Raw genomic sequence first — 24389 nt, 5'->3', positions numbered from 1 at the left:
GGCCTTTTCGCTGGAGTAGCGCAGCTCGTATTCACCCGCAACGAGCGGCACAGTAAGGCTGCCCGGATTGCCATTTTTAGTGTAAAAGTAATCCTTGTATTGACCGATGGGCGCACCCTTAGGCACGATAGTCACGTAATCGCCCTCGTTATTCGGCCCCGTCCACTTGATGGCAATGTTGCTGCCTGCTCCAGCAGTTTTAGGGCCTGAGACAGCGTACTTGCCCGTTTGAGCGCTGGCCGTCGCGCGGTTCAGTGCCTCACCGAGTTCCCTGCCACTGCGGGCATTTTCGAAAGTTCCTACACATTCAAAACTCTTGCGGGCCTTTTCGTTGAGGTCAATGCCGATGATGCGGACATCTACGTCAATGCCCAGTTTTTTGAAGAGGGCCACGGCATCATTGAGCTTGCCGCCGCAGGACTCTTCACCGTCCGTCACCAAAACAATGACTTTTTGGCTGTTGTCTTTCGGAAAATCGGCAGCCGCTTGCATCAGCGAATACACAATCGGAGTAGCACCTTTAGGCTTGGCGGCGTTGACCTGCGCTTGCAGGGCCGTTTTGTCAAAGCCCTTCATCGGCGTCACGAGTACCGAGTCTTCGCACTGCTGGCCCGCTTTGAGGCCCGCGCCGTAAATCCGCATCCCCACATTCAAGCCGGAATCGGCGTTGAGGCCCGAGAGAAACTGGGTCAAGGTGGATTGAGCCGAAGCGATGCGGGTTTGGCCGTCCGGCAGTTTGCCCGACATACTGCCCGAGGCGTCCAAAATCAGTTGAATGTTGGTGGCGCTCTGGGCAGCAGCCCAGCCTGACAAGAGACTTGATGTCAGCACCAAAAAAGGAAAAATCGGTCTAGGCATAGGGCACCTCCGCAAGGTGTTTGCTTATTGAGCGTGTTTCTCTGACCTCACCTTACCGAGGAAGCGTAGGCAGAGCGTAGGCCAGCGCCGTAAATGCCAGCCACCTCAAACGCCAGCCGCCTCTCACTCAAGGTTGCCGACACGCGCAGCGCAACCACACTCATCTGTAGGCTTTTGTGCATATTGAGCAGGTGAGGGCGAACATGCTAGGCTCAGAGCCGAAGGTGCGTGGGAGATCAGCCCCCAGCTCAGGAGTATCAATGCCCAAAAAGGAACGCAAGCGGTTACAAGTGGTCATCAGCGAGGAGCAAGACGCTTTGCTGACCAAAACCGCCTATGAACTCTCCAGCCCTGAGCGCCTGATTTCTAAGAGCGAAGTGGTGCGGCTGGCCATCGAAAAAATTGCCAAAGAACTGGGCGACGGTGAGCCGATAGATGAATACCGGGCACTGCTCGACGCCAACGATCTGCGCGACGACTGAGATCTGGACACCCTGAGCCTTCAAGCTGGGGACTGTGAAAAACCGCGCTGCCGACACCGACTTTCCTGACAGAGTGTGCCTTATTACATTCTGAGTTCAGAGCGCCCACTTCTCTCCCGAACAAGCTAGACTCGGCCCCTATGCCGCTGAGCGCAGGCCAAACTCTAACTGGACGTTATTTGCTGCACGAAATGATCGGCGAGGGCGGCAGCGCTTTGGTGTACCGCGCCACCGATTTGCACCTCGGGCGCGACGTGGCCCTCAAAGTGCTGCACGAACAAGTCCACTTTCTAGACCGGGAGCGGTTTTTGCGCGAAGTCAGGATACTGGCGCGGCTCTCACACCCCGGCGTGGTGGCCATTCACGACCTGGGACAAGATCTCGGGCGCGACTTTTTTACCATGCCGCTGCTGACCGGCGGCCCGATCAGCCTCCTCGGCCCGCTGGAAGACGCGCCGGGCAGCTTGGAGCGCTTCTTGACAGCCGCCGCCTTTGTTTCGAAAGCGCTGGCGCATATTCACGACGAGGGGCTGGTTCACCGCGACCTGACGCCGGGCAATGTGCTGCTCGGCGCAGACGGCTTGCCGCGCATCATGGATTTCGGGCTGGTTTCGATGAGCGAACACACCCGCCACCTGACCCGCAGCGGAGTGACGCTGGGCACGCCGCAGTACATGGCCCCCGAGCAAGCACGCGGCAGCGGTGTGGGGCCGAGCAGCGACCTTTACGCGCTGGGCGCAGTGCTTTACCGGGTGGCCTGCGGCTCGCCGCCGTTCGTGGGCGACAATGACCAGAGCGTGCTGTTTCAGCATGTCTATGAGCACGTGCCCGATCCACGCGAACTCAATCCGGCCATACCCGACCACGTGGCAACGATTTTGCTGCACCTGCTGGCCAAAAAGCCCGAGAACCGCCCGCCCCACGCCCGCGCTCTGGCCGAGTTGTGGGTACAGGCCCGTTTTGAGGCCCGCGCCGGAGCGTCCGCACAGTACCGGGGAGGCCGCAGCCGCAGCGGCGTACACCTCGGCGGCCCAGCTTGGCCGAGCGAACTGCGCGAGCGCTGGAACATCAGCTTGCCCGGCGAAGTGACCTGGCCCTCGGCGGTGGTGGGGCATCAGGGCCTGCTGGCCGTCGGCACCCGCAGCGGCCAACTGGCTCTGGTCAGCAGCAGCGGTGATCTTCACGCTACCCTCGGCGCAAACGACGAAGTGACTGCCCCCGCCACTTTGCTCGGCAACGGCGTGATCTACGGCGCGTGGGACGGAGCGCTGCGGCGAGCCAGCTTAGACGGCAGTCTGATTTGGACGCACCAAACCCGCGCCGAGCTGACCGGCGCACCGACCCTCTGGGGCGATCGGGTGCTGGTCACCTCACGCGACGGGCACTTACACGCCGTCAACGCCCAAACCGGTGAGCTGGCCTGGGCCTACCGCACCGACGGCCCCATCGCCGCCTCACCGCTGATCTGGGGCGGCGCGGCCCTGATTGCTGACGAAAACGGCTGGCTCCACGCCCTCGACGCCCTGACCGGCAGTCAACTCTGGAAAGTCGAAGTGGGCGTCACCCACGCCACGCCGGCGCTGAGCCCACTGGGAAGAGGCGAAGCGGCCTTGATCGTGGCGACCTGGAAAGGCGAAGTTCACGCCCTGCACCTTCAGATCAAAGCGGGCCGGGCGGCTTTGGCCAGTGACGCGGTGCTGTGGAGCTACGACCTCGAAGATGAGGTGTGGGCCGCGCCCGCCGTGCAAGAAGACGTGGTGGTGGTGGCGGGCTGGGGCGGCCAAGTGCGGGCGCTGACTTTGGCCGGCGGCGACGACATTTGGATGCACCAACTCGGAGGACGGGTCACGGCCAGCCCGGTTATCAGCGGCTCTTACGTCTACCTCGCTTCCGAGTTGGGCGAGCTGTCTGCGCTGGGTCTGCACAGTGGGCGCTCAGTCTGGTCGCAGCGCGAAGCCCAGGGCGTGCAGGCTACTCCGCTGGCCGACGGTGGCAGCCTTTACGTCGCCTTCATGGACGGCACCTTACGGGCTTACCGCTGAGGTTTCTTACATCTAAAAGCGCCGCCAAGAGCGTATATCTAGGTGTAAAGACCGCTTGCCCTCTTCCGCGCCCCTCACCGCGTCCGGCCCAGTTTCATCTGGAACCGAATTCACCTGTCTACACTCAAATAAACGGAGGAACACCACCATGCCCAATTTAGGAATGCCCGAAATCCTGCTGATTCTCGTCGCCGCCCTGCTCGTGTTTGGCCCCAAAAAGTTGCCTGATCTGGGCAAATCGCTCGGCAACGGCATCCGCGAGTTCCGCAAAGGCACGCAAGGCCTCAAAGACGAGTTGGAAGGCAGCTTCAAAGAAGAGAGCGCTCCAGTGGTCGCCGCCGCCAACGCCCAGACCATCCTGGCCCCGAGTGCTCCCGCTGCGGTGGTCAGTGCCGCCAGCGCCGTGACGCCCGCTCCGGTGGCCGCCGCACCTGTCAGCCTCAGCAAAGAAACGGCGGAAGTTCACCAAGCCTGAGCAAGTCTAAAAATTTGTTTCAAGGTGGAGGGTCTAAGCGAAACTGGCTTAGACCCTCCATTTTTTGGAAGCCGCCGCTTATTTCACCGTGAACGGCAAGCTGTAAAGCGTCGGGTTGGGGCTGGCCTGCTCGGTGGAGTAGCGCAGTTCGTACTGCCCCGCTTCGGCGGGCAAAGGCAAGCTGCCGGGGTTGCCAGCGGCGGTGTAGAAGTATTCGGTATACGTGCCGGTAGGCGCACCCGCTTTGACGATGGTGACGTAATCACCGGGATTGTTCGGCCCCGTCCACTTGATTTGCAGCGTGCCGCCGCGCGGGCCACTGCTGGGCGCTTCGAGCTTGTAGCTGGCGGCCGTGAGTTGGAGTGGGCGGCTGGCCAGCGTCGGATTTGGACTGACCCCTTCGGTGGAGTAGCGCAGCTCATAGTCGCCCACCACCAGCGGCGTTTGAAGTGCGCCGGGATTGCCGTCACGGGTATAAAAATACTGGGTATAGGTGCCGACCGGATCGCCCCTTTTGACGATGGTCACGTAATCGCCAGGATTGTTTGGCCCTGTCCACTTGACGCTGAGTTTGCTTCCAGCCACCGCAGTCGCGGGCGCGTCCAAGTTGTACTGATTGGACGTCAAGGTGATCGGCACGCTGGTCAAAGTCGGGTTGGGACTGGCTCCCTCGGTGGAGTAGCGCACTTCGTAGTCGCCCGCTTCCGGCGGAGTTTGCAGCTTGCCGGGGTTGCCGTCACGGGTGTAGAAGTATTTATTAAATGTTCCGAGCGGCGCACCTTTCTTGACGATGGTGACGTACTCGCCGGGATTGTTTGGCCCCGTCCACTTGACTGAAATTTGACTGCCCGCGCTGGCCGTTTGGGGCGCTTCCAGCGCGTAGCTGCCCGCCTTGACCGTGACTGGGCGGCTGGCCATCGTCCGCGCCGAGTTGTCGCTGCTGTATCTCAGCTCATAGTCACCGGGAGTGATCGGCACATCGATTTTGCCGGGGTTGGCGTCTTTGGTATAAAAATAACTGGTGTACGTGCCCTCGGCGGCTCCCTTGGGCACGATGGTCACGTAATCACGGTCATTGTTAGGCCCCGTCCAGTTGACTTGAATCTGGCTGCCGCCCACTGCGCTCGCCGGACCGTCCAAGCTGGCCGCGACGCGCCTCGGCGTGAAGGGGGCACTGCGCCCCACCACCCGCGTGGAGCCGTCAGGGTTGGCGAGGTGGTAACGCACTTCGTACTCTATTTCTTCATCGGGAACATTGAGTTCCACGCTGCCCGACGCCGCGTTGACAAACTGGTAATCCAAGTAAACGCTGTCGGCGTCAGTTTTCTGGGCGATGGTGATCCAGTTGCGCTCTCCGGCGGGCGCACCTGAGAACGTCACCTTGAGTTTGCCGCCAGCCGTGGGCGGCAAGGGAGCAACTTCCAGCTTGACGGCCCCGACTTGGCCGACTTCAAAGCTGAAGGTATTGGCCGCGCCCACCGCCACGCTGAGGCCGCCAAACATCTGGATGCCGGACTCGGCGCTGCTCACTTGAGCCGAGTACACGCCCGGCGCGAGGCTGGCCTGATACGCGCCGCTCCCACTCTGGAAATCGGTTTTGAGGCCGCCCAGCGCCGCTTCAAAGCGGATGGTCGCGCCGCTGGCGAGCGGCTGACCGCCCGAGGTGAGATTAACGGTCACGGGCAACAAGGTTTGCACTGGCTGGACGACTTGCTGGGTGGCGCGGCCCAGCGCCGAGGCCAGTTGCGCTCCCGACTGCACATTTTCAAAAGTGCCGACGCCGTTAAAGCTCTTTTTGGCCGTGTCACTGAGGTCAATCCCGATGATCCGCAAATCCACGTCGATGCCCAGCGCCTTAAATTTGTCGAGCACGCCGCTGAGTTTGCCGCCGCAGGATTCCTGACCGTCGGTGACAAGGACGATCAGCTTTTTGCCACTGTCTTTGGGAAAGTCGCTGGCGGCCTGCTGCAGCGAGTAGGCAATCGGGGTGGCCCCCTTGGGGCGGGTCTGGGCCACCTGAGCTTGCAGGGCGGCGCGGCTGACGCCCTGCATCGGCAACACCAGCGCCGAATCGGTGCAGGCCGCCGCGCCCGAGGCCACCTGAGCGCCGTAAATCCTGAGGCCCACATTCAAGCCAGGATCATCCGGCAAGCTGGCAATAAAACTTTGCAGCACGTCTTTGGCGACGTTGATTCGGCTCTGACCGTCAGGCAAGCGGCTGAACATACTGCCGGAAGCGTCCAGAATCAGCTCGACGTGTGTGGTGGCTTGGGCCTGCGCCAAACCCACGCTCAGGCCCAAGCTGAGAAGAAAGGTGCTGAGTGCCGAACTTGGACGCAGACGCATGGTCATAAGCAAAACCTCCAACAGCAGCGGGCCAGAGCGTGAAGCGGGCAGACAACTGAACGACAGACAAGGACGCAAACGAAAGCACTGAACTGGAGAGCCTTCAGCTTAGCAGTAAGCAAGTTCGCACACAATATGAAGGCCGCTTCGGCGCACTTTGCGGCTTCATGAGCGAGAATGACCCAATGGCTTCTGCGCTCCCCCAGCAAACCGCACCGCTGTCTGCCGACCTGAAGCGCTGGCTCGACCAAACGCAGCAGCGCTTTGCCGATTTAGGCGACGCCGAGCGCAATACTTTGGTGTTCGTGCTGGGCATTCACCCTTACCGCGCCCGCCGTTTGGGACTGGCGATTCGGGTGCGCCGTGCCGTGCGTGAAGGCGAGGATTTCCGGCTGGGCAGCGTGTTCAAGTTGCCTTACGCCCTGCGCTACGACCTCGCCGGAAGCGCCCGCGACTTGCCCGTCTACGCCCGGCGCGACCACGCCGCCCTGCGGCTGCTGGCCAGCAGCGCTCAGGGCGGACTGATCGGCAGTGACGAAGCGCTGTTTTTGGAAGGGACGCCGCTGGGCAGCGTCATTTTGGAAACCCTGCTGGCAACGGGCCGGCTGCTGTGGGAAGAAGGCCTGCCAGTTTTGGCGCTCGGCCCTAACCTCACCGACGCGCTGGAGTGGCAATTTGACGAAGGGGGAGCGCAGCGGCCGGTGCGGCAGCTCCCAGCGGGCGTGGAAATTTTGCCGATCACGCCCGCGTGGTACAAGCGCGGCGATCAGCTCGGTCACCTTGAAGCCAGCTTGCCGCCCGAGCTTGAAGAAGCCTTCCTGAGTATTCCGCCGGTGCCGCCGCAGGAAGCCGTAGCGCTGGCCCGCGCCCTCGAGCCGCTGGGTGAGCGGTTGCCCGCGCCGCGCCCGGTGGAGATTCAAAGCCGTCCGCTGCCATATCAGGCCCGGTTGCGCCTCGATTACCGCCCGGTTGTCGCCCAGCGCAAACACGCTTATGGCCCGATGCCGAGCCGAGCGCCGCTGGGAGTGGCGGAGGTGACGCACCTCTACGGCGATCAGCCCTGGTACGCCGCCAAACCTCAGTTTGAAGCTGGCCCGAACGGCGGCATCTTGACGCTGACCGCCCGCGACCTCGCCGCCGAGCGCCGCGCCGCTGGGCTGCTGACCCGTGCCGGACTCAAGAAAATCGGCAAGCTGCTGCCGCCCAACCAGCGCTTGATATTCAGCGCCGACGGCGGCTCGCTGGGCTTTGCGACCGAGACCGAGTGGTTTACCTTTGTGCGCGAGCAGGTGCCGCTGCTGCGCGAAAAGGGCATTGATGTGGAGATCACCTCCGCCTTTCCCTACAACTTGGCCGAAATCGAAGACTGGTACGGCGAAACCGAGCAAGACGGCGGCTGGTTCACGCTGGATTTGGGCGTGATCGTGGGCGGTGAGCGGCTGAGCCTGCTGCCGATTTTGGTCGATTTGATCGCCACCCGCAGCGACCTGCTCAGCTCCGAGGCGCTGGCGCAGCTTTCAGACGACGAATTGCTTTACGCCGCTCTGCCAGATGGCCGCCGCTTGCCGCTGCCCGCCGGACGGGTCAAGGCGATTTTAGGCGTGCTAGTCGAACTCAATTTACGCGACCTCCCGGCTGGGCCACTGCGGCTACCGCTCCTTGACGCCGCCCGACTCGCCCAGCTCGAAGAAGCCCTCCGGGGGCGCTGGGTCGGCGCGGAGCAGCTTCTGGCACTGGGTCAGCGGCTGCGCGACTTTGCCGGAATTACGCCGGTAGCGCCTCCCGCTGGCCTTAACGCCGACCTGCGGCCTTATCAGGTGCAGGGGCTGAGCTGGTTGCAATTTCTGCGCGAATATGGGTTGAGCGGGATTCTGGCCGACGACATGGGGCTTGGCAAGGCGCAACCGCTAGACGCTGGTGTGCTGACCCCACACGGCTGGCAAACGATGGGTCAGCTTCAGATCGGCGATTACGTGATGGGACGGGATGGACAGCCCACTCAGGTCATAGGCGTTTATCCGCAGGGATTACGTCCAATTTACCAGCTCACGCTGACCGACGGAGCCAGCGTGGAAGCGGACGCCGAGCATCTCTGGGCCGTCAACACGCCGGTACGCAAACGGCGCGGCTTGCCTGAGAGAGTGCTCAGCACCGAGCAGATCATGGCTGACCTCACGGACGCTGCCGGAAATCTCAAGCATTACCTGCCGGTGGTGCAGCCAGTGGCCTTTGCTCCACGCTCCTTGCCGGTTGATCCGTACACCCTCGGGGCACTGCTCGGCGACGGCAGCTTGACCCACGGCGTCAACATCACGTCCGAAGACGAATTGGTGGGTGCGCTGATTCTCCCTGCTGGCGTCTATGCTCAACATGCTGAGCGGTTGACCGCCAAAGTCAGCACCTCCCGCTTGGTGAGTGCCGGCCAGTGGACGCCTAACCCACTCAAAGACGCTTTACGCAAGTTAGGGCTTCACGGCGTCAAGGGACGTGACAAGTTTATCCCGCCAGACTATCTGCTGGGCAGCACTGAGCAGCGCCTTTCTCTGCTGCAAGGCTTGCTTGACACTGATGGACACGCGGGAGTCGTCGTGGAATACACCAGCGTCTCGGAGCGCTTGGCACGCGGCGTAGTGGAGTTGGTGCAGTCGCTAGGCGGCACAGCCCGTATCCGGCTCAGGAAGACCAGTCATGTTTACAAGGGAGAGCGGCGCAGCGGCACAGCATGGCGCGTGACCCTAAAACTCCTGCCCCAGCTCAGCCCATTCCGCTTGGTAGAAAAACTCGCGGCTTACCACCGTCCATCCAAGTACCCACCGAGTCGGGGGATTAAACGGGTGGAGTATGTCGGCCTTAAGGAAGCGCAGTGCATCCGAGTAGCAGCCGCAGACCACTTGTACCTTACTGAGCAGTACATCGTGACCCATAACACGGTTCAGGCCCTTGCTCACCTCCTCACTGAGAAACAGGCGGGCCGGGCTGACCGACCCAGCCTAGTCATTGCGCCGACCTCGGTGCTGGGCAACTGGCGTAGCGAGGCGGCCCGCTTTGCACCGGATCTCAGAGTGCTGACCCTCCACGGCCCGCAGCGCAAAGCTGACTTTGAGCGGATCGGCGACTTCGATGTGATCCTCAGCACGTATCCACTCTTGCCCCGCGACCTCGATCAGCTGAGCGTCCACGAGTACCACCTGATCATTTTGGATGAAGCCCAGAACATCAAAAATGCCCGCAGCGCTTCGGCCAAAGCCGCCAGCAGCTTAACAGCCCGCCACCGCCTGTGCTTGACCGGCACGCCCTTAGAAAACCACCTCGGTGAATTGTGGTCACAGTTTAATTTTCTGATGCCGGGGCTGCTCTACACCGAAAAGATCTTCGGGCAGCTCTACCGCACCCCGATTGAAAAGCAGGGCGACTTGCACCGCCGCGCCGCGCTGGCCGCCCGTGTCCGGCCCTTTTTGCTGCGGCGCGAGAAAAGTGAAGTGGCCAAAGAGCTGCCGCCCAAAACCGAAATTCCGGTGCGGCTGAGTTTGGAAAACGACCAGCGCGACCTCTACGAGACCGTGCGCGTGACCATGCAGGAGCGGGTGCGCGAGGAACTGGCGGCAAGGGGCTTAGGCCGCAGCACCATCGCCGTGCTGGACGCACTGCTCAAGCTGCGTCAGGCCGTGACCGATCCGAGGCTGGTCAAGCTGGAGGTGGCCCGCAAAGTCAGGAGCAATGCCAAACTCGACTGGCTTTCAGGCAATTTGCCGCAGATGATCGAGGAAGGCCGCCGGGTGCTGATTTTCAGCGCCTTTGCCACCTTGCTGGGCCTGCTGGAAGACACCCTGAACGAACTGGGCATCCCATACGCCAAGCTGACTGGACAGACCAAAAACCGCGCCGCCCAGATTGAGGCTTTTCAGGGCGGCGAAAAGCCGGTCTTTCTGATCAGCCTCAAGGCCGGTGGGGTGGGCCTAAACCTCACGGCTGCCGACACGGTGATTCACTACGATCCGTGGTGGAATCCCGCCGCCGAGAATCAGGCGACTGACCGGGCTTACCGCATCGGGCAGGACAAGCCGGTCTTCGTCTACAAGCTGATCGCCTCGGGCAGCGTCGAGGAGCGGATTCTGGAGATGCAGGCCCGCAAGGCCGCGCTCTCTCAGGGCATCCTGGGCGCGGGCCTCAGCGACGCGGGGCAGCTCAGCACCCAAGACCTCGACAAGTTGTTCGCTCCGCTGGAAGAAGCGCCGGAGCAGGAGCAAGCGGGGGAAAGCTGACCATTGCCGGGAGGCGCGGCCCTTTAGACTTCTGCGCATGACCCTCTCCCCCGCCGCGACCCTGCCCACCCGCCAGCAAACCCCCGAGCAGGTTCGCGCTTTTTTTGCAGCCCACCGCACCGTGCGCCACTACCAAGCTGGGCCGATGCCCGCCGAGCATCTCGACACCATTTTGTACGCCGCTCAGCACGCCCCCACCGACGCCACCGCCCAGCTGTATTCGTTCGTGCGGCTGACCGGCGAGGCCAAACAGAAAGTGGCCGAGCTGACGACCAACGCCCATATCGCCCTGGCCGCCGAGAGCTTCGTGATCTGCTCGGACACCCGCCGCGTCAGGCAACTGATCGAGGTGGCCGGGTACGAGCCGGGGCAGTCGCCCGCCATCGACCTTCACTTCGGCATCGGTGACGCGGTGCTGGCGGGCCAGAACATGCTGCTGGCCGCCGAAATGCTGGGCTATCAGGGCTGCTGGATTGGCGGGGTGATGAACGGGCTGGCCGAGATAATCGAGCTGCTGGAATTGCCCGACAAGGTGCTGCCGTTTGCGGCGTTGACCATCGGCAAGAGCGCCGAGGACGTGGCGCAGCGCCCCCGCCTGCCGCGCCCACTGGTGATCCATGAAAACACGTACAAAGACGGCAGCGCCGAGCAGCTCAGGGCCGCCACCGAGCAGATGAACCCAATTGCCGCCAGACCCGGCAAAGAAGGCGACTGGGCGCGGCTGCTCAACGCTTACTTCGGCGAAGGCGGCAGCATGGAAAAGCGGGAGGAAACGCTGCAAGGAGCACTCAAAACGCAGGGGCTGAGCCGGGGGGAGTAAGCCAAGCGGCGGGAGAAGCACTATCCTGGCGGTATGTCTGATGCTCACCGCACCAACTACGATCTGACCACCCTCGCCGCCCGCTCCGGTGAGGAAGCCCGCCCCAACGCGTCCGTCCCGCTGGCCGAGCCGATCTATCAGAGCACCGTCTACGCCTACCCAGACTTGAACGCGCTGGAAGAAAGCATGAGTGGCAGGGAGCCGAGCGCCTTTTATTACCGCAACGGCACGCCCAACGCGGCCACGCTGGAACGGGCCATGAGCATCTTGGAAAATACGGAGGCGTCTCTGGTGGCGGGCAGCGGCATGGCGGCGATCAGCGCTTCTCTGCTGGGAGTGCTGAAGTCCGGCGACCACGTCGTCACCGACGCCCGCGTGTACGGCATCAGCTACGCGCTGCTGGGTGAGGAGTTTCCAAGGCTGGGCATCGAAGTCAGCTTCGTGGACGCCTGCAACCTGGAAGAAGTGCAGGCTGCCATGAAGGCCAACACCAAAGTGATTCACGTCGAAAGTCTGACCAACCCCCTGCTGACGGTGCCGGATGTGCCCGCGCTGGCTGAGCTGGCTCACGCCCACGGAGCCATCCTGAGCGTGGACAACACCTTCGCCAGCCCCGCCGTGTTCCGGCCCGCCGATCACGGAGCCGATCTGGTGACGCACTCGCTGAGCAAGTACCTGAGCGGCCACAGCACCGCCTTTGGTGGCGTGGCCTGCGGGCGGGCCGATCTGATCGCCGCCGCGCGAACCCGCTTGCTGCGGCTGGGCGGCACCATCAGCGCCTTCGACGCCTGGATGACCATGCAGGGCCTCAAAACGCTGGGCCTGAGAATGCGGGCGCACTCCGGCAACGCGCAGGCGGTGGCCGACGTGCTATCCAATCACCCCCGCGTCAGCCGGGTCTACCATCCGGGCCTGAGTTCTCATCCGCAGTTCGTTCGTGCCGCCGAACTTTTCCCCAACGGCTTTGGCGGAATGCTCAGCGCCGATATCGACGACGCGCCGAGCTTCGTGAAAGCGCTGGCCGGAAAAATCCCGCTGGCCCCCAGCCTGGCGGACGTCCAGAGCACCTTGTCCTGGCCCTGGGGCACTTCGCACCGGGCACTGAGTGAAACCGAGCGCAGGCGGCTGGGCATCACGCCGGGGCTGCTGCGAATCTCGATTGGCATTGAGGACGTGAACGACATTCTGGGGGATATCGAGGGGGCGTTGGAGTAGGGAGAGCAAGTTCGCGTTGCCGACCCACCTTCTCTACAACTGCGCCACCGGACTTTGCCGCGCCGCGCCGAATGCCGGAGGCAAAGCCGCCAACACGCCCAGCGGAAACAGCGCCGCGACCCTGAGCAGCAAGGCCCAGTCCAGCACCGGCGCGGGCAGGGAAAAACCGAGGCGGCCACCCAGCAGTTGGCCGCCCAACACGCTGACGCCGTACGACAACCCCACGCCCAGCAGGAGTCCCAGCAGCACCGTCACGGCAGTTTCGAGCAGCACCACGCCAAAAACCGTGCCGCGCCCTGCGCCGAGCGCCCGCAGGAGCGCCACACTGCGGGCGCGGTCTAAGCTGGCGGCGTAGACACTCAGCCAGATGGTCAGCGCGGCCAGCAGCAGCACCAGCACGCTGAGGGCCGCATACGCCGCCTGGCCTTGCAGCACGAACGAGCGCACATTGGCAAAGACCTGACCCGGAAAGACCGCCTGTGCGCTCGGCGTGGCGTTCATCTGGCTGGACACCGAGTACAGATCGCCCAGCTTGGCCGCCGTGTACAGCACCGCCGTCACGCCGCGAGACTCGGGGGTGAATTGACCGTGAACATCCCACAAGTTTTGAATATCGGTCACGATGGCGCGGTCGACCGGCCCGCCTGTGGCCGCCAGAATGCCCACCACCTTGTATTCGGCAGCGTGTTCTTCCTCTTCCGCGCCAGCGTGTTCTTCCGAGCCGTGGGCGCTCCTAAACTGATCGCCCAGCTTGAGGCCGGTTTGCCGCGCCGCCGCTTGCCCGATCACCACTTCAAGGGGGCCGGCAAATAAGCGCCCCGACTCCACATGAAAGTACGGCGGCAAGGTCGGCTTGAGGCGCTGCTCAAAAAAGCGGGCATTGGTGCCGACCACCGGCAGGCCGTGATAATTGTCGCCGAAGCCCAGCGGCACGGCCCGCAGGGTGCGCTTGTCGTCGGCCAGCTTCTGGTAAGTGGCATACGGAATGTTGCCAATCGGCACGTCCAGATAAAAAAGACTGCTCAGCACCGCCTGGGTGGGGCTGCCTTTGGCGGTAATCAGCAGATCAAACACCTGAGCCGCGTCCGCCGCACCGCGCTCCACCTGTTTGCTGACCAGCGGCACCACCAGAGCGGTTGCGGTTGCCAGCGCCACTGCCAGCACTGTCAGAAAGGTGGCCCAGCCGCGCACCCGCAGATTGCGCAGCGTGATCCAGAGCGTCATCCCAACCCCCCTGTCATACCAGCACCGCTTCTTTGCCTGAGGCTGGCCGCTGTGAGACTGGCTGCTGGGACACCGCACCGACTTCGATCAAGCGCTCAAACGCGTCCATGACGAGGGGATCATGCGTGACGACCACCAAAGTGGCCCCCAGCGCAGCGGCGGTGTCTTGCAGAAGTTTAAGGGCCTGCACGCCTCTGGCACGGTCTAAATGGGCGGTGGGTTCATCGGCCAGCAGCAAAGCGGGGCGGTGCGCGACTGCGCGGGCGAGCGCCACCCGTTGCCGCTCGCCCGTCGACAATTGGCGCGGGGTGTGGCGCAGGCGAGCGCCGAGGCCCAACTCAGTCAGCACTTCGGCGGCGCGTTCTCTGGCCTGCGGGCCGCGCATTCCCGATAAACCGAGGCCCAGCAGCACGTTTTCGAGGGCGCTGTAGCCGGGCATCAGGTGAAAGTCCTGAAACACGTAGCCGACGCTGCGGGCGCGGTAAGCGTCGCGGCCACTTTCACTCAGCGCACTGATGATTTGGCCGTCAAAGCGGATGTGCCCGCTCTCGGGGCGCAGCAGGCCAGCGATCAAGTGCAGCAGCGTGGTTTTGCCCGCACCGCTGGGGCCGATGAGGGCCAGTTGCTCACCCTTGCCGACTTCAAAACTGGGAAACGTCAGCGCCACTTCTGGGCCGTGCCGGTAAGTGACGTTTTGTACCGCCAGTCGGGTCACTGATTCTCCACTTTGTCGGCGTAAAGACGCATCAAGCTGACAAAGCCGGTCTGGTCGTCTTTTTTGATGCCGTACTCCAAGCGACCGGTGACTTTCAGCGCTCCGGTGCTGGGGTCGAGCAACTTGCCATCCGGCATGATGACCAACACGATGTCAGGCGGCCAATCGGCCACCGTGCTGCAAAACGGACACGAACTCATCGGGGCTTTGGTCAGCACGAAAAAGTCCAGCTTGGGCTTGAGCGGCGGGGCCATAAAGCCCACCATACTGACGCTTTTGCCGCTCAGGCCCTGCACCTTGGGGCTGAACTCGATGCCGCGCACCGTCACTTTGCTGTACATCTCGCTGAATTTGAGGCTGCTCTGGGCCTGCGCCGCCGAGAGCAGCAGCGCTGCCCAGAGCGCGAAAAGGGCGGGTTTCATCACTGAAGTATTTCAGGGGATTGTCAGGGCAGTGGTATGGGGCAGGCTCAAAAACCCCCCGCCCGCGAAGGGAGGGGGGTGTTGTAAAGCGCTCAATCTAATCTTGCTCTGAGCCGTTCGTCAGAGGCTTATTTGCCCGCGTCTTTCGTCGCGTCTACGCCCATCGCTTTGGCAATCGCAAAAAAGATGTCGGTTTGATCCATCATGCCCACGAAGTTTTGAGCGCCCGGCCCGAAGGAAAACAGCGGCACGGGGTCGGCGGAGTGAACGCCCTGATTGGTGTTGCGCGGCAAGTTGCCGGTGCGGAAGTATGCGCCTTCTTCTTTGCAGATGTCGGGGTTGGGCGCGTAGCCGCCGCTGCCGTCACTGATGGTGGGATCTTTGTAAATAGGGCGGGCCGTGAAGGTTTCGCAGTAGTCCGGCACGCCCGCAAAGCCCACTGCCAGGCCGCGTGTCGGCGTCACCATCGGAATGCCGTTGACATCTTTTTTGTCGCTGTAGGTCGGGAATTTGCCGTCTTGGTAGACCAGCACGGCGTCGCGGTTGCCCGGGCCTTTGGTGTGGTCATAGCCCGCGTAAGTGCTGATCGAGTGGGCGTGATCCGCCGTGACCAGCACCAAGGTGTCGGGGTGGGTCTTTTGGTAGTCCTTGGCCCACGCCACCGCTTTGTCCATTTCCAGCACGTCCCAGACGCCGCGCTGCCAGTCGAGCGGGTGCTCGAACTTGTCGATCATGCCGCCTTCCACCATCAAGAAAAAGCCGTTGGGGTTTTTGTCCAGGGTTTCCACGGCTTTTTGGGTCATGTCCCACAAGTACGGCTGGTCTTTGAAATCGCCCAAGACGCTGGGGTCTTTAAACTGCACCCGGTCGAGGTAGCTATTGAAATTGCTGAGGTTAAACAGCCCGAACAGCTTGGTGGTGTTGGCTTTCATCAGTTCGGCGCGGCTGCTGACAAAGGTAAAGCCCATTTTCTGCGAGCCGTCGATCCAGTTGGTGGCGTCTTTGCGGCGGCTGCCCGGCACAGTCTGGGAAATGAAGTCGTTGCTGCCGCCGAACAGCAGCACGTCGGGCTTGGCACTGCCCTTAAAGTATTGGTCGGCCACCGCCGAGTAATCGCCGCGCAACCGGGTGTGGGCGGCAAAAGCGGCGGGCGTGGCGTCGGTGCCAAAGGCGGTGCTGACCAGACCGATGCCCATATTTTTGCTGCGCTTCAAAATTTCGGCGATGGTTTCGATGCGCGGGTTGTCCAGCGAGTCTTTGGTGTTGTCGGGGTAGACGCTCAGGGCGTTGACCAAGACTTTTTGGCCGGTAGCGATGGACGAAGCGGTGTTGGCACTGTCAGTCAAAAATGAGTCGTAGCTGGAGTTGGTGACCGTCGCCAGTCCGCTCAGGCCGGTTTCCATTTCCAAGCGGCCCAGCGGCATGCCGTTGTCGGGGTTGTAGCCGTGCGCCACGAGTTCGGCGGCGCGGACGGTGTTCCAGCCCATGCCGTCACCGATAAACAAAATCACTTTTTTGGCCTGCGCGACGGTGGCGGGCGCTTCGGCAATCATGGTCGCCTGTCCGGTTGCCGCTCCGGTCACGGTCACGGTGTGGCTTCCGGCAATCAGCGACACGCCGCGCAGGGTGTATTCCACCGTGTCGGCGGCGCTGTTGGTTTTGATGAGGCCCGCAACGGGCTTGCCGTCCAGCATCACGCTGGCTTCCGCGCCCGCCGCGACGCCGCTGACTTCCACCCGCAAATCAAACTTCTGGCCGGCCAGAACGTGAGCGCCGCTATACGGGTAAATCTTGACCTCGGCGGCGGCGGCGCTGGATAAGGCGAGGAGCGTACCGAGGAGCAGAGAAGCTTTAACCAAAGATGGGGTTTTCATACGCCTTTCATTGAATCGGCTAAGTGTCAGGTGGGTTTAAGGCTTTGGTCAGCTTTGTGTCAGCTTTTGAGCAGGTAAGTCTAGAGGCGTCCGTTCAAAATAAACTGAAACAGTAGCGCGGCTGACCCGACTTCAGGCACAGTAAGGGCATGTTCGCCGCCCTGTTTACCCTGCTGACTTTACCCGCGCTGGCGGTGGGAAGCGCCGCGCCGCCACTGACGCTGAGTGATTCGCAGGGCCATGTCAGCCGCTTCAAACCCGCCGCCAAGGGCGTGACCTTGCTCAACTTCTGGGCGACGTGGTGCCCGCCCTGCCGCGAAGAGTTGCCACGTCTGGACGCTGCCCAGCGCTCCGGCAAGCTGAAAGTGGTGGCGGTGAATGTGGGCGAATCACCGGCAGGCGTGCTGAACTTCTGGAAGGAAAACCAACTGGGAGGCCTGCCGCTGGCGTTTGCCCACACCGCAGATTTGCGCGGCTGGCCGCTACCCGGACTGCCCACCAGCGTACTGCTGGACGCGGGCGGCAAAGTGCGGGCGCTTAAGTTTGGGCCGCTGACAGCAGCGGAGTTGGAGAAGTGGCGGAAGTAGGAATCTGAGCTGTGGGAATTTGAAACGCCGACGAGGGCAGCGTTAGCAGTATCCCATCCCACTTACCTTCCTACAACATCGGCAGGGCAGACAAATCGGAAAACGCGTCGGGGGCGGGCAGACCAGCGCCGAAGCTCGGCGGCACGAAGAAGCTGCCCTCGGTGCTGCCGCCGCCGACCAGCGCCAAGCGGCTGTCCAGTTCGGCGGGACTGAGCTTGCCCGCAAAGAAGGCGCGGTGAGCAGCCACCACCTCGCGCACGTCGTCGGCGCTCTCGTGGACGAACTCCAAGCGGAAGTCGCGCAGGCCACCCTCCAGCCAGGTGAGGAGGTGGGCGGCCCCCGTCTGGGCGCGGCCCTCGAAAACGGTGTTGCGGCAACCCACGTCGGCCATCACTGGATGCAGGCGGCCCCGCTCATCGCGCAGGGCCAGCTGATGGCTCTCACAGGGATGGCCGCAGTTGGTGTAATCGGTGCCGTCGCTCAGGAAACGGCAAAAGACGCAGTGCTCGGTGTGAAAGACCGGCAGGTGGCCGTAAGCGATAATTTCGAGCTTGTCCGGCCCGATCAGCGCGGCGAGGTCGCTGATCTGCTGGGCGTTGAGGTCGTGGGTCGGAGTGATGCGGTTCAGGCCCAGCGCCAGCAGAGCGCGGCTGCTCAGGGCGTTGGCGGCGTTGAGGCTGAAATCGCCGACCAAATCGGGTCGATTCGGCACATCTTGGAGGCTTTCCAGCAACCCGCCAGAGCGTACCAGCAGCTCAGCGTTCAGTGACAGCAAGAACTTTTGCAGCTTTTGTTCGGTGGGCTTGAGAATACGCGGACTGGCCACCCGCACCGTGATGCCCGCGTTCTGAACTTGCTCCACGCTGGGCCGCAGGCCGTAGAGTTCAAGGTAATCCAGCGTGATGCTCTCGGGATACGCCGCGATGGCAGCTTCCAGTTGCTCCGGCGTGCGAACCAGCAGGTGCAGGCGCGGAGCCGACTGGGGAGCGGCGGCCAGATCGGCTGAACCGCTGCTGGCCTCCAACAGCGGCTGGGCGCGGCGCTCTGGGACTTGCCCTCTCAGCGCGGTGAGCTGGGTGGTGGCGTCGCGGCGCAGAGCGTTCAGGGCGCTGACGGGCAAAAATCCCGCGCCGACCAGCTCTATGTCCAAGTCGGCCAAGTGGTACGGCGTGCCGCCCAGCTTGCCGAGTTGCTCACGCAGAGTTTGTTCGTCGAGGGCGCGGTTGCGAGCCTCGGAGAGCGGAGCCTCGCCGGTGGCCATCACCGTGCGGCCCGCTTCGTCGGTCAGGATCAGGCGCGGAGCCTCGCCCACCTTGCCCACAAACTGCATCGTCACGGGCCGGGTGTACAGCGGGTCGGCGCTGTCGAGGAGCGGGCGTACGCGGGCGTCGAGGGCGGGATCGTGGGTGCGCCAGACCCAGTCGCCGGAGCGCACCCGATCAGGATTGACAGCTCCTTTGGCAAAGCGCAGCTCGATTTCTTGCCCAGACTTGAGCGCTTCGAGCGGCTGATTGTTTTGCCCTGCGCCGTAACCCCAGCCGCCATACAAAAATCCGCCTTCCTCGCGGCCTTCCGGCGCTCGCCAGTTGGCCGCGTCGAACACCAGGCCGTCGCCAGCCTTGAGGTCTTCGCTGAGCTTAACGACCACGCCGCGTCCGGTCAGAGCCGTCACCGTGCCGACCCGCACCCCCCGGTGGCGCGGCGCACGGCCCCGCACGACGGTCTGATGGTTGGTTCCGGCCATGAAGTGCGGCCCCAGGCCCCGCGAGTAGACCTGCGCCAGGTCGCGCTCGTCTTGCGGCGTGATGCTGAGTGGTAGCTCGGCCCAGGCCTCATCCACGGCCTTGCGGTAGGCGGCGGTGGTCAGCGCCACAAATTCGGCGTCCTTGTAACGGCCTTCAATTTTGAGGCAATGCACCCCGATACTGATGAGTTCGGGAACCTGATGCAGCGCGTAGAGGTCGCCGGGCGAGAGCAGATAACGGGCATCGCCGAGGTCGCGCTGGAGGCCGTCCACGAAGAGGTCGTAAGGCAGGCGGCAGGCCTGAGCGCACTGGCCCCGGTTGGCGCTGCGCCCGCCCCAAGCCTCGCTGGAAAAGCACTGCCCCGAATAGCTGACGCACAGCGCCCCGTGAACGAACGTTTCCAGCTCAACGTCGGTGGCGGCGCGGATGCGGGCAATATCGGGCAGACTCAGTTCGCGGCCCAGCACCACCCGGCTCGCCCCGAAGCGGTGGGCGAGCTGTGCGCCCTCAGCGGAAGTGATGCTCATCTGAGTGGAGCCGTGAATCGGCAGATCCGGCACCACCTCGGCGGCCAGCCGCGCCACGCCGATGTCCTGCACGATGATGGCGTCTACTCCACAGGCAGATAGGTGCAGCAGTTGCTGCTCGGCTTCACGCAGCTCTCGGTCAAACACCAGCACGTTGAAGGTCACGTAACCTTTGATGCCGCGCTCATGCAGGTAACGCATAATCTCGGGCAATTCTTCGTTGCTGAAGCCCACCTTGGCCCGCGCATGAAAGGCCTCCACCCCAAAAAACACCGCGTCAGCCCCGGCGTTGGCGGCGGCACGGAGCTGCGGCCAGCCGCCCACCGGGCTCATGACTTCGGGTTTGAAGCGCGGTTTGAGGCTGAGCTGTTCGGGGGCCGACTGGGCAGAGGTAGAGCGGGCATCACTGGACATAACGGATCAGTGTAGCGAAATGGTGAAGGCCGCAGGGTGAGCAAGTGGACGAAGAGATGAGGGGGCGGTAGGCGAGGCCAACAGGTTGGCGTCACTCTGGCGTCAGGTCGGAGCGCTACACTGAGAAGTATGAAAAAGCCTGCTGTGGCTCTTTTAACGCTCCTAGCACTTTCTGCGGCCCAAGCGCTGACCCTTCAAGGCAGCGTCGTCGGGGGCGCGGGCCTGCCACCGTCGGCGCGGCTGGGCCTGTGGAGCGTGCAGCCTTCGGGCGCAGCGGGCAGCGAGTTGTCCAGCACGGCGATTACTGGCGGCAGCTTCATCCTGACTTGGCCCGACGAGCCGCCGCCCAGCCGCGCTCAGTTTCCGCTGCGCCCCGAAGCCATCGGCTGGCCTGGCGTAATTGGAGACGTGCAGCTCAGCGCCCCCGTTCAAAGCGCCGCCACCAACTTGTTTGTCTATAACGACGCCAACGGCAACGGCAAGCGAGACGACAACGAAGCGCTTTTCGACGCTTTTCCTGAGGCACAGCGCGAACCGCTCATCACGGTGTGGGTCAGCGGTGCAGTGACCATCAAAGCGGGACGCGGGTTTAGCGCCACCTTGAAAAGCGGCTGGAACACCTTTTTAGTGGATTTAGGCCGCAGCGCCGCCGTCAGCAGCTACAGCGGACAGCCCATCAGTGTGCGGGTACAACGCTAAGAAGAAAGTCCGTGAGAGGGCAATAGGGGCAGCGTAAGAAGCTGATTCTGGCTGTGATTCGCGCTCCCACCGCACTTAGCCGGGGGCTTTTGTGACGCCCAGCCTTGCCCCTGAGCCCCCGATGCGTTAAGAATGCACTTTATGCGAGAAGCTGTCCTTGAAGTCCTGCGCTCAGTCAACGATCCCGAACTGCACCGCGACCTGGTGTCGCTGGGGATGATTGAACGTATTGATGTGGCCGGCAGCGACATCACCGTTAAAGTCAACTTGACCACTCCGGCTTGCCCTCTCAAAGCCACCATCGAGCGCGACGTGCGGGAAGCCGTGATGTCGGTTACGGGCGTCGAAACGGTCACGGTCGAGTTTGGCGCACAAGTCAGAATGCCCAGCACCCCACCGATGCCCGGCGTCAAAAACGTGCTGCTGATAGGCAGCGGCAAAGGCGGCGTGGGCAAGTCGTCGGTGGCGGTCAACATCGCCTGCGCTCTGGCCCAGTCCGGCGCGAGCGTGGGCCTCATGGACGCCGACGTGTACGGCCCTTCGGTGGCGCACATGTTGGGCAAAAGCAGCGCCAAACTCACCGGCAACGCCGAGCGCAAAATGATGCCGCTCGAAGCGCACGGCATCCGCTTCATCAGCATGGCCAACCTCTCCCCCGCCGGTCAGGCGCTGGTCTGGCGCGGGCCGATGCTGCACTCGGCCATTCAGCAGTTTCTCAAAGACGCGGCCTGGGGCGAACTCGATTACCTGATCGTGGATCTTCCGCCCGGCACCGGCGACGTGCAGCTCTCGCTGACCCAGAGCGTGCAAGTCACCGGAGCGGTGATCGTAACCACGCCGCAGGACGTGGCCCTGATCGACGCCGCCCGCGCCATCGATATGTTCCGCAAAGCCAACGTGCCGATTTTGGGCATCATCGAGAATATGAGTTACTTCGAAGCCCCCGACACCGGCCATATCTACGACTTATTCGGGCGTGGCGGAGCCAGCAAGCTCGGCAATTATCCGATTCTGGGTGAAGTGCCGCTGGATACCGATGTCAGGCAAGACGCCGACAACGGCACGCCCGCCGTGATCTCGCATCCGCAGGCGGCGGCTTCGATTGCCCTTAAGCAAATCGCCCAGAACCTTGCCGGACGGGTCAGTGTGCAGACCCTTACCGAGTTGCCGATGGCACAACTGGCGTAAGGGCCGTGACTGTCGTTGCCGCCATTCCTGCCGCCAGTTTGCCGGAGCGCACCCCAGAGCGCACCAAAGACAAGTTGCTGGAAGCGGTCAAGGAATGCGACTGCGCCACTGCCCAGACCCTTGCCGACAAACTCGGCCTGAGCGTCCCGGCGATTCGGCGGCATTTACAAGACCTGCAAGACGCCGGACACTTAGACGTCCGCAGCGAAAAACCCGGCGGGCGGGGCCGTCCACAGCACGTGTATGTGCTGACGGAAGCGGGCGAGGCGACCTTTCCTAAAGCCTACGCTTCGCTGTGTGTGGACGTGCTCAGGCATGTAGATACCCTGTTTGGCGAGGGCGCGGTGATGCGGGTATTGGACGCCCGGCAACTGGATTTGTATGAGCTGCTCGCTCCGCTGCTCAGTCAGCACGGCGACCTCGGCAGCAAGCTGGAAGCACTGACAGAGGCGCTGTGCCAGCACGGTTACGCTGCCCGCGCTTACCAAGAACGCGGGCAGTGGTACCTTTCGCAGCGCAACTGCCCCGCACCTGCCGTCGCCAAAGCTTTTCCCGAACTGTGCCAGACCGAGCTGAGCCTCTACCGCGAACTGCTGGGCGTGCCGATCAGCCGTGAATCGCGGCTCTCCTGCGGCGCGGCGGAGTGCCGCTACAAGGTCGGCTGAGCAGGCGTGGGCCTTTACAGTGTGGTGGCGTGGCCCACCGCCGAACTCGCCGAGTGGCTCAGCGCTTTGCAGCGGCGGCTGGGCGTGCGCAGTTACGGCGAGGCGCACCTGAATTTACGCGCTCCCTTCGAATACGCGGGCGACCCTAATGAACTCATTTGCGATGTGCGCCGCAGCTTGGCAGGCGTGCCGCCGTTTCAGGTGGAATTTTTGCACTGGCGGCGCTTCCCGCACGTCATCTTTTTGGAATACGCTCTCAGCGTGCCGCTACACGGCCTCCACCAGCGCCTCATTCAGGTGCCGGGCGCTCCGCCGAGCAGCTACGACGGTGAGCGCTTCATTCCGCATGTCTCGCTGGCCATCGGAGTGGTGGACTGGGCCGAGGAAAGCATCTGGAACGCACTTAAAGACCTCCGCCCGCCGCAGGGCAGCTTTGAAGTGCAGGCCGCTTCACTGACCAAGGAAGCGAGCGGAGAGCTGCGTGAGGTGCGAACTTTTCCGCTGGGCTACAGCGCGGTAAGTCAGCGCGAGCAAGAGCAGTGAGGTCAGATGATAATCAAATTTCGGCAGCGCGAGCTTGAGGTGAGGGAGCGCGGCTGCCGGTAGTGGGGGCCGATAGACATCAAGGATTCGGTGAACCCGTAGACCGCTTCTCCGGCCAGTCCATCAGGGCCACCAGCAGCGCGTGAGGCCCAGTCAGCGCAGCGATCAGCGCCAGATACAGAGCGGCGAAAGTCTCCGCGTCGTGGATTCGCGGGGCGGCCCACAAGTACAGCCCCAGCAGCAGCAGCAGCGCCAGCAGCGTGATCGGCAGCAAGTGCAGGGCGAGGCGGCGCAGCTCGCGGTGAGAGGTGATACGGCCTGCGGCCATGGTGTCCTCTTTCGGAAGAACGCCGAAGGACAACTCCATTCTGGAATCCGTATTTTTTTCTCCTCCCGCCGTCTTGGGCAGAGCGGGCAGGCCAGCGGGCAGAGCCAGCAGTCGCCCCAGATGCCGCCAAGCGTGCCAGAGGCAAAAGTAACTGCCTATAGCCAGTGGCGGCGGCACAGTTGCAAACAGCGCCAGCAACAACCCCACCTCACCGAGTTCGAGCAGCCGCTTGGGACTGCTGCGCCAAGTATCCAGGCAAGCCGCCAGCAGGAGGGCGGCAAACAGCACCCACAACGCGGCTGTCCAGCTTGCGGGCAGCAGCGGCCCAGCAGCCAGCGGCGTGCCAAAAGCTCTGGCCGCACCGTCCCCGAGCCGTTGAAACCATTCAGGAAAAATCAGCAGCGGAAGCACGACTGTCAGACTGCCGCGCAGCAGCAGGGTCAACGGAGCGCTTAAAACGTTGGTTCGGCGGCGGCCCAGCGACGTTTCCAGAAAATGCAAATCACCTTGGCCCCAGTGCAGCACCGTTACCACCAAAAAGCCCCAGAACGCCCACATCGGCCAGACTTTCCAGCACAGCAGCAGCGCTCCCGCCAGCCCAGCGTAAAGCAAGTTGTAACCCAGCACCGGCCAGAACCGCTGTGCCCAGCGCCATCCCAAACGGGTGGGCACCAGATGATCCAGCGCACCGTGCGGCAAGCCCAGCAGCACCACGCTCAGGAGCAGCGGCGCGTAGATAAATCTGCTCAGTAGACCCGGCGCGAGCTGCCAGCCCACGATCAGCAGGCCGGTGGCCAGCCAGGGCAGCAGCAGCAGCGCCAAAGCAAAGCGGCCTTCGCGCTCGCCGGTGAGCGCCGGTATATTCAGGGGTTGTGCTTGTCTGAGCATAGACTGACCTCATCTGAACCGAATAGTAGACCTGAAAACACTGCCGGCCGCTCACAGATGGCCCGCCTCT

At 63.0% G+C, this 24389-nt stretch carries 19 protein-coding genes; 11 read left to right on the top strand and 8 right to left on the bottom strand.

What is annotated here, in order from left to right; translation table 11 throughout:
• A partial coding sequence (locus FNU79_RS15660) for a VWA domain-containing protein (RefSeq protein WP_143721735.1) occupies positions 1-858 on the bottom strand: 858 nt, incomplete at its 3' end.
• A gap of 260 nt (positions 859-1118) precedes the next feature.
• On the opposite strand from FNU79_RS15660, the gene FNU79_RS15655 reads away from it, so the two are divergent.
• The 3 genes from FNU79_RS15655 to tatA all read left to right on the top strand — a co-directional run bounded on the left by FNU79_RS15655 (position 1119) and on the right by tatA (position 3857).
• Positions 1119-1340, top strand: a complete 222-nt coding sequence (locus tag FNU79_RS15655; RefSeq protein ID WP_124868024.1) for a transcriptional regulator — start codon at positions 1119-1121, stop codon at positions 1338-1340.
• A 140-nt stretch (positions 1341-1480) separates the two neighbouring features.
• Positions 1481-3382 carry a protein kinase domain-containing protein gene (locus FNU79_RS15650; protein ID WP_143721734.1) on the top strand — a complete coding sequence of 634 codons (1902 nt, stop codon included), beginning with the start codon at positions 1481-1483 and terminating at the stop codon, positions 3380-3382.
• Between the two features lie 148 nt (positions 3383-3530).
• Positions 3531-3857 carry a twin-arginine translocase TatA/TatE family subunit gene (tatA, locus tag FNU79_RS15645; protein ID WP_124868028.1) on the top strand — a complete coding sequence of 109 codons (327 nt, stop codon included), beginning with the start codon at positions 3531-3533 and terminating at the stop codon, positions 3855-3857.
• Between the two features lie 78 nt (positions 3858-3935).
• On the opposite strand, the gene FNU79_RS15640 is transcribed toward tatA, so the two are convergent.
• On the bottom strand, positions 3936-6209 hold the full coding sequence (locus FNU79_RS15640; protein WP_225430118.1) for a vWA domain-containing protein: 2274 nt from the start codon (positions 6207-6209) through the stop codon (positions 3936-3938).
• A gap of 179 nt (positions 6210-6388) precedes the next feature.
• On the opposite strand from FNU79_RS15640, the gene FNU79_RS15635 reads away from it, so the two are divergent.
• Genes FNU79_RS15635 through FNU79_RS15625 form a run of 3 tightly spaced genes read left to right on the top strand, consistent with a single transcriptional unit; the run spans position 6389 to position 12500 of the window.
• The gene (locus tag FNU79_RS15635) at positions 6389-10465 is read left to right on the top strand and encodes an SNF2-related protein (RefSeq protein ID WP_185974751.1); all 4077 of its coding nucleotides are present in this window, start codon (positions 6389-6391) and stop codon (positions 10463-10465) included.
• A gap of 37 nt (positions 10466-10502) precedes the next feature.
• Positions 10503-11285, top strand: a complete 783-nt coding sequence (locus FNU79_RS15630) for a nitroreductase family protein (protein ID WP_143721733.1) — start codon at positions 10503-10505, stop codon at positions 11283-11285.
• 33 nt (positions 11286-11318) lie between these two features.
• Complete coding sequence (locus tag FNU79_RS15625; RefSeq protein ID WP_143721732.1) at positions 11319-12500, top strand: trans-sulfuration enzyme family protein; 1182 nt, start codon at positions 11319-11321, stop codon at positions 12498-12500.
• Between the two features lie 33 nt (positions 12501-12533).
• Here the strand turns inward: FNU79_RS15625 and FNU79_RS15620 are convergent, their stop codons facing one another.
• The 4 genes from FNU79_RS15620 to FNU79_RS15605 all read right to left on the bottom strand — a co-directional run bounded on the left by FNU79_RS15620 (position 12534) and on the right by FNU79_RS15605 (position 16735).
• Positions 12534-13724 (bottom strand): ABC transporter permease, encoded by a 1191-nt coding sequence (locus tag FNU79_RS15620; RefSeq protein WP_143721731.1) that lies wholly within the window; start codon positions 13722-13724, stop codon positions 12534-12536.
• A 13-nt stretch (positions 13725-13737) separates the two neighbouring features.
• Positions 13738-14439 (bottom strand): ABC transporter ATP-binding protein, encoded by a 702-nt coding sequence (locus tag FNU79_RS15615; RefSeq protein ID WP_143721730.1) that lies wholly within the window; start codon positions 14437-14439, stop codon positions 13738-13740.
• Positions 14436-14861 carry a hypothetical protein gene (locus FNU79_RS15610; RefSeq protein WP_143721729.1) on the bottom strand — a complete coding sequence of 142 codons (426 nt, stop codon included), beginning with the start codon at positions 14859-14861 and terminating at the stop codon, positions 14436-14438. Before FNU79_RS15610 ends, FNU79_RS15615 begins: the two co-directional genes overlap by 4 nt.
• Before the next feature lie 128 nt (positions 14862-14989).
• On the bottom strand, positions 14990-16735 hold the full coding sequence (locus FNU79_RS15605) for an alkaline phosphatase (protein ID WP_143721728.1): 1746 nt from the start codon (positions 16733-16735) through the stop codon (positions 14990-14992).
• 149 nt (positions 16736-16884) lie between these two features.
• Here FNU79_RS15605 and FNU79_RS15600 point away from each other — a divergent pair, with 149 nt between their 5' ends.
• Positions 16885-17322 carry a TlpA family protein disulfide reductase gene (locus FNU79_RS15600; RefSeq protein ID WP_143721727.1) on the top strand — a complete coding sequence of 146 codons (438 nt, stop codon included), beginning with the start codon at positions 16885-16887 and terminating at the stop codon, positions 17320-17322.
• 70 nt (positions 17323-17392) lie between these two features.
• Here the strand turns inward: FNU79_RS15600 and FNU79_RS15595 are convergent, their stop codons facing one another.
• Positions 17393-20008 (bottom strand): DUF3656 domain-containing U32 family peptidase, encoded by a 2616-nt coding sequence (locus FNU79_RS15595; RefSeq protein WP_449757695.1) that lies wholly within the window; start codon positions 20006-20008, stop codon positions 17393-17395.
• Between the two features lie 129 nt (positions 20009-20137).
• Here FNU79_RS15595 and FNU79_RS15590 point away from each other — a divergent pair, with 129 nt between their 5' ends.
• The 4 genes from FNU79_RS15590 (at position 20138) to FNU79_RS15575 (ending at position 23103) form a co-directional block, all read left to right on the top strand.
• Entirely contained in the window at positions 20138-20707 is a 570-nt protein-coding gene (locus tag FNU79_RS15590) for a hypothetical protein (protein ID WP_143721726.1), read from the top strand.
• Positions 20708-20848: 141 nt separating this feature from the next.
• Positions 20849-21895 carry an Mrp/NBP35 family ATP-binding protein gene (locus FNU79_RS15585; protein WP_143721725.1) on the top strand — a complete coding sequence of 349 codons (1047 nt, stop codon included), beginning with the start codon at positions 20849-20851 and terminating at the stop codon, positions 21893-21895.
• A gap of 5 nt (positions 21896-21900) precedes the next feature.
• The gene (locus FNU79_RS15580) at positions 21901-22560 is read left to right on the top strand and encodes a helix-turn-helix transcriptional regulator (protein ID WP_143721724.1); all 660 of its coding nucleotides are present in this window, start codon (positions 21901-21903) and stop codon (positions 22558-22560) included.
• 6 nt (positions 22561-22566) lie between these two features.
• Positions 22567-23103 (top strand): 2'-5' RNA ligase family protein, encoded by a 537-nt coding sequence (locus FNU79_RS15575; RefSeq protein WP_143721723.1) that lies wholly within the window; start codon positions 22567-22569, stop codon positions 23101-23103.
• 79 nt (positions 23104-23182) lie between these two features.
• On the opposite strand, the gene FNU79_RS15570 is transcribed toward FNU79_RS15575, so the two are convergent.
• Positions 23183-24319: a Brp/Blh family beta-carotene 15,15'-dioxygenase gene (locus tag FNU79_RS15570; RefSeq protein ID WP_143721722.1), complete on the bottom strand. Its 1137-nt coding sequence runs from the start codon at positions 24317-24319 to the stop codon at positions 23183-23185.
• Positions 24320-24389: the final 70 nt, after the last annotated feature.

The organism is Deinococcus detaillensis, assembly GCF_007280555.1.
GTDB classification, from domain to species: Bacteria; Deinococcota; Deinococci; order Deinococcales; family Deinococcaceae; genus Deinococcus; species Deinococcus detaillensis.
Note: the sequence above shows the minus strand (reverse complement) of the source record. Positions and strands in the feature narration are given on the sequence as shown.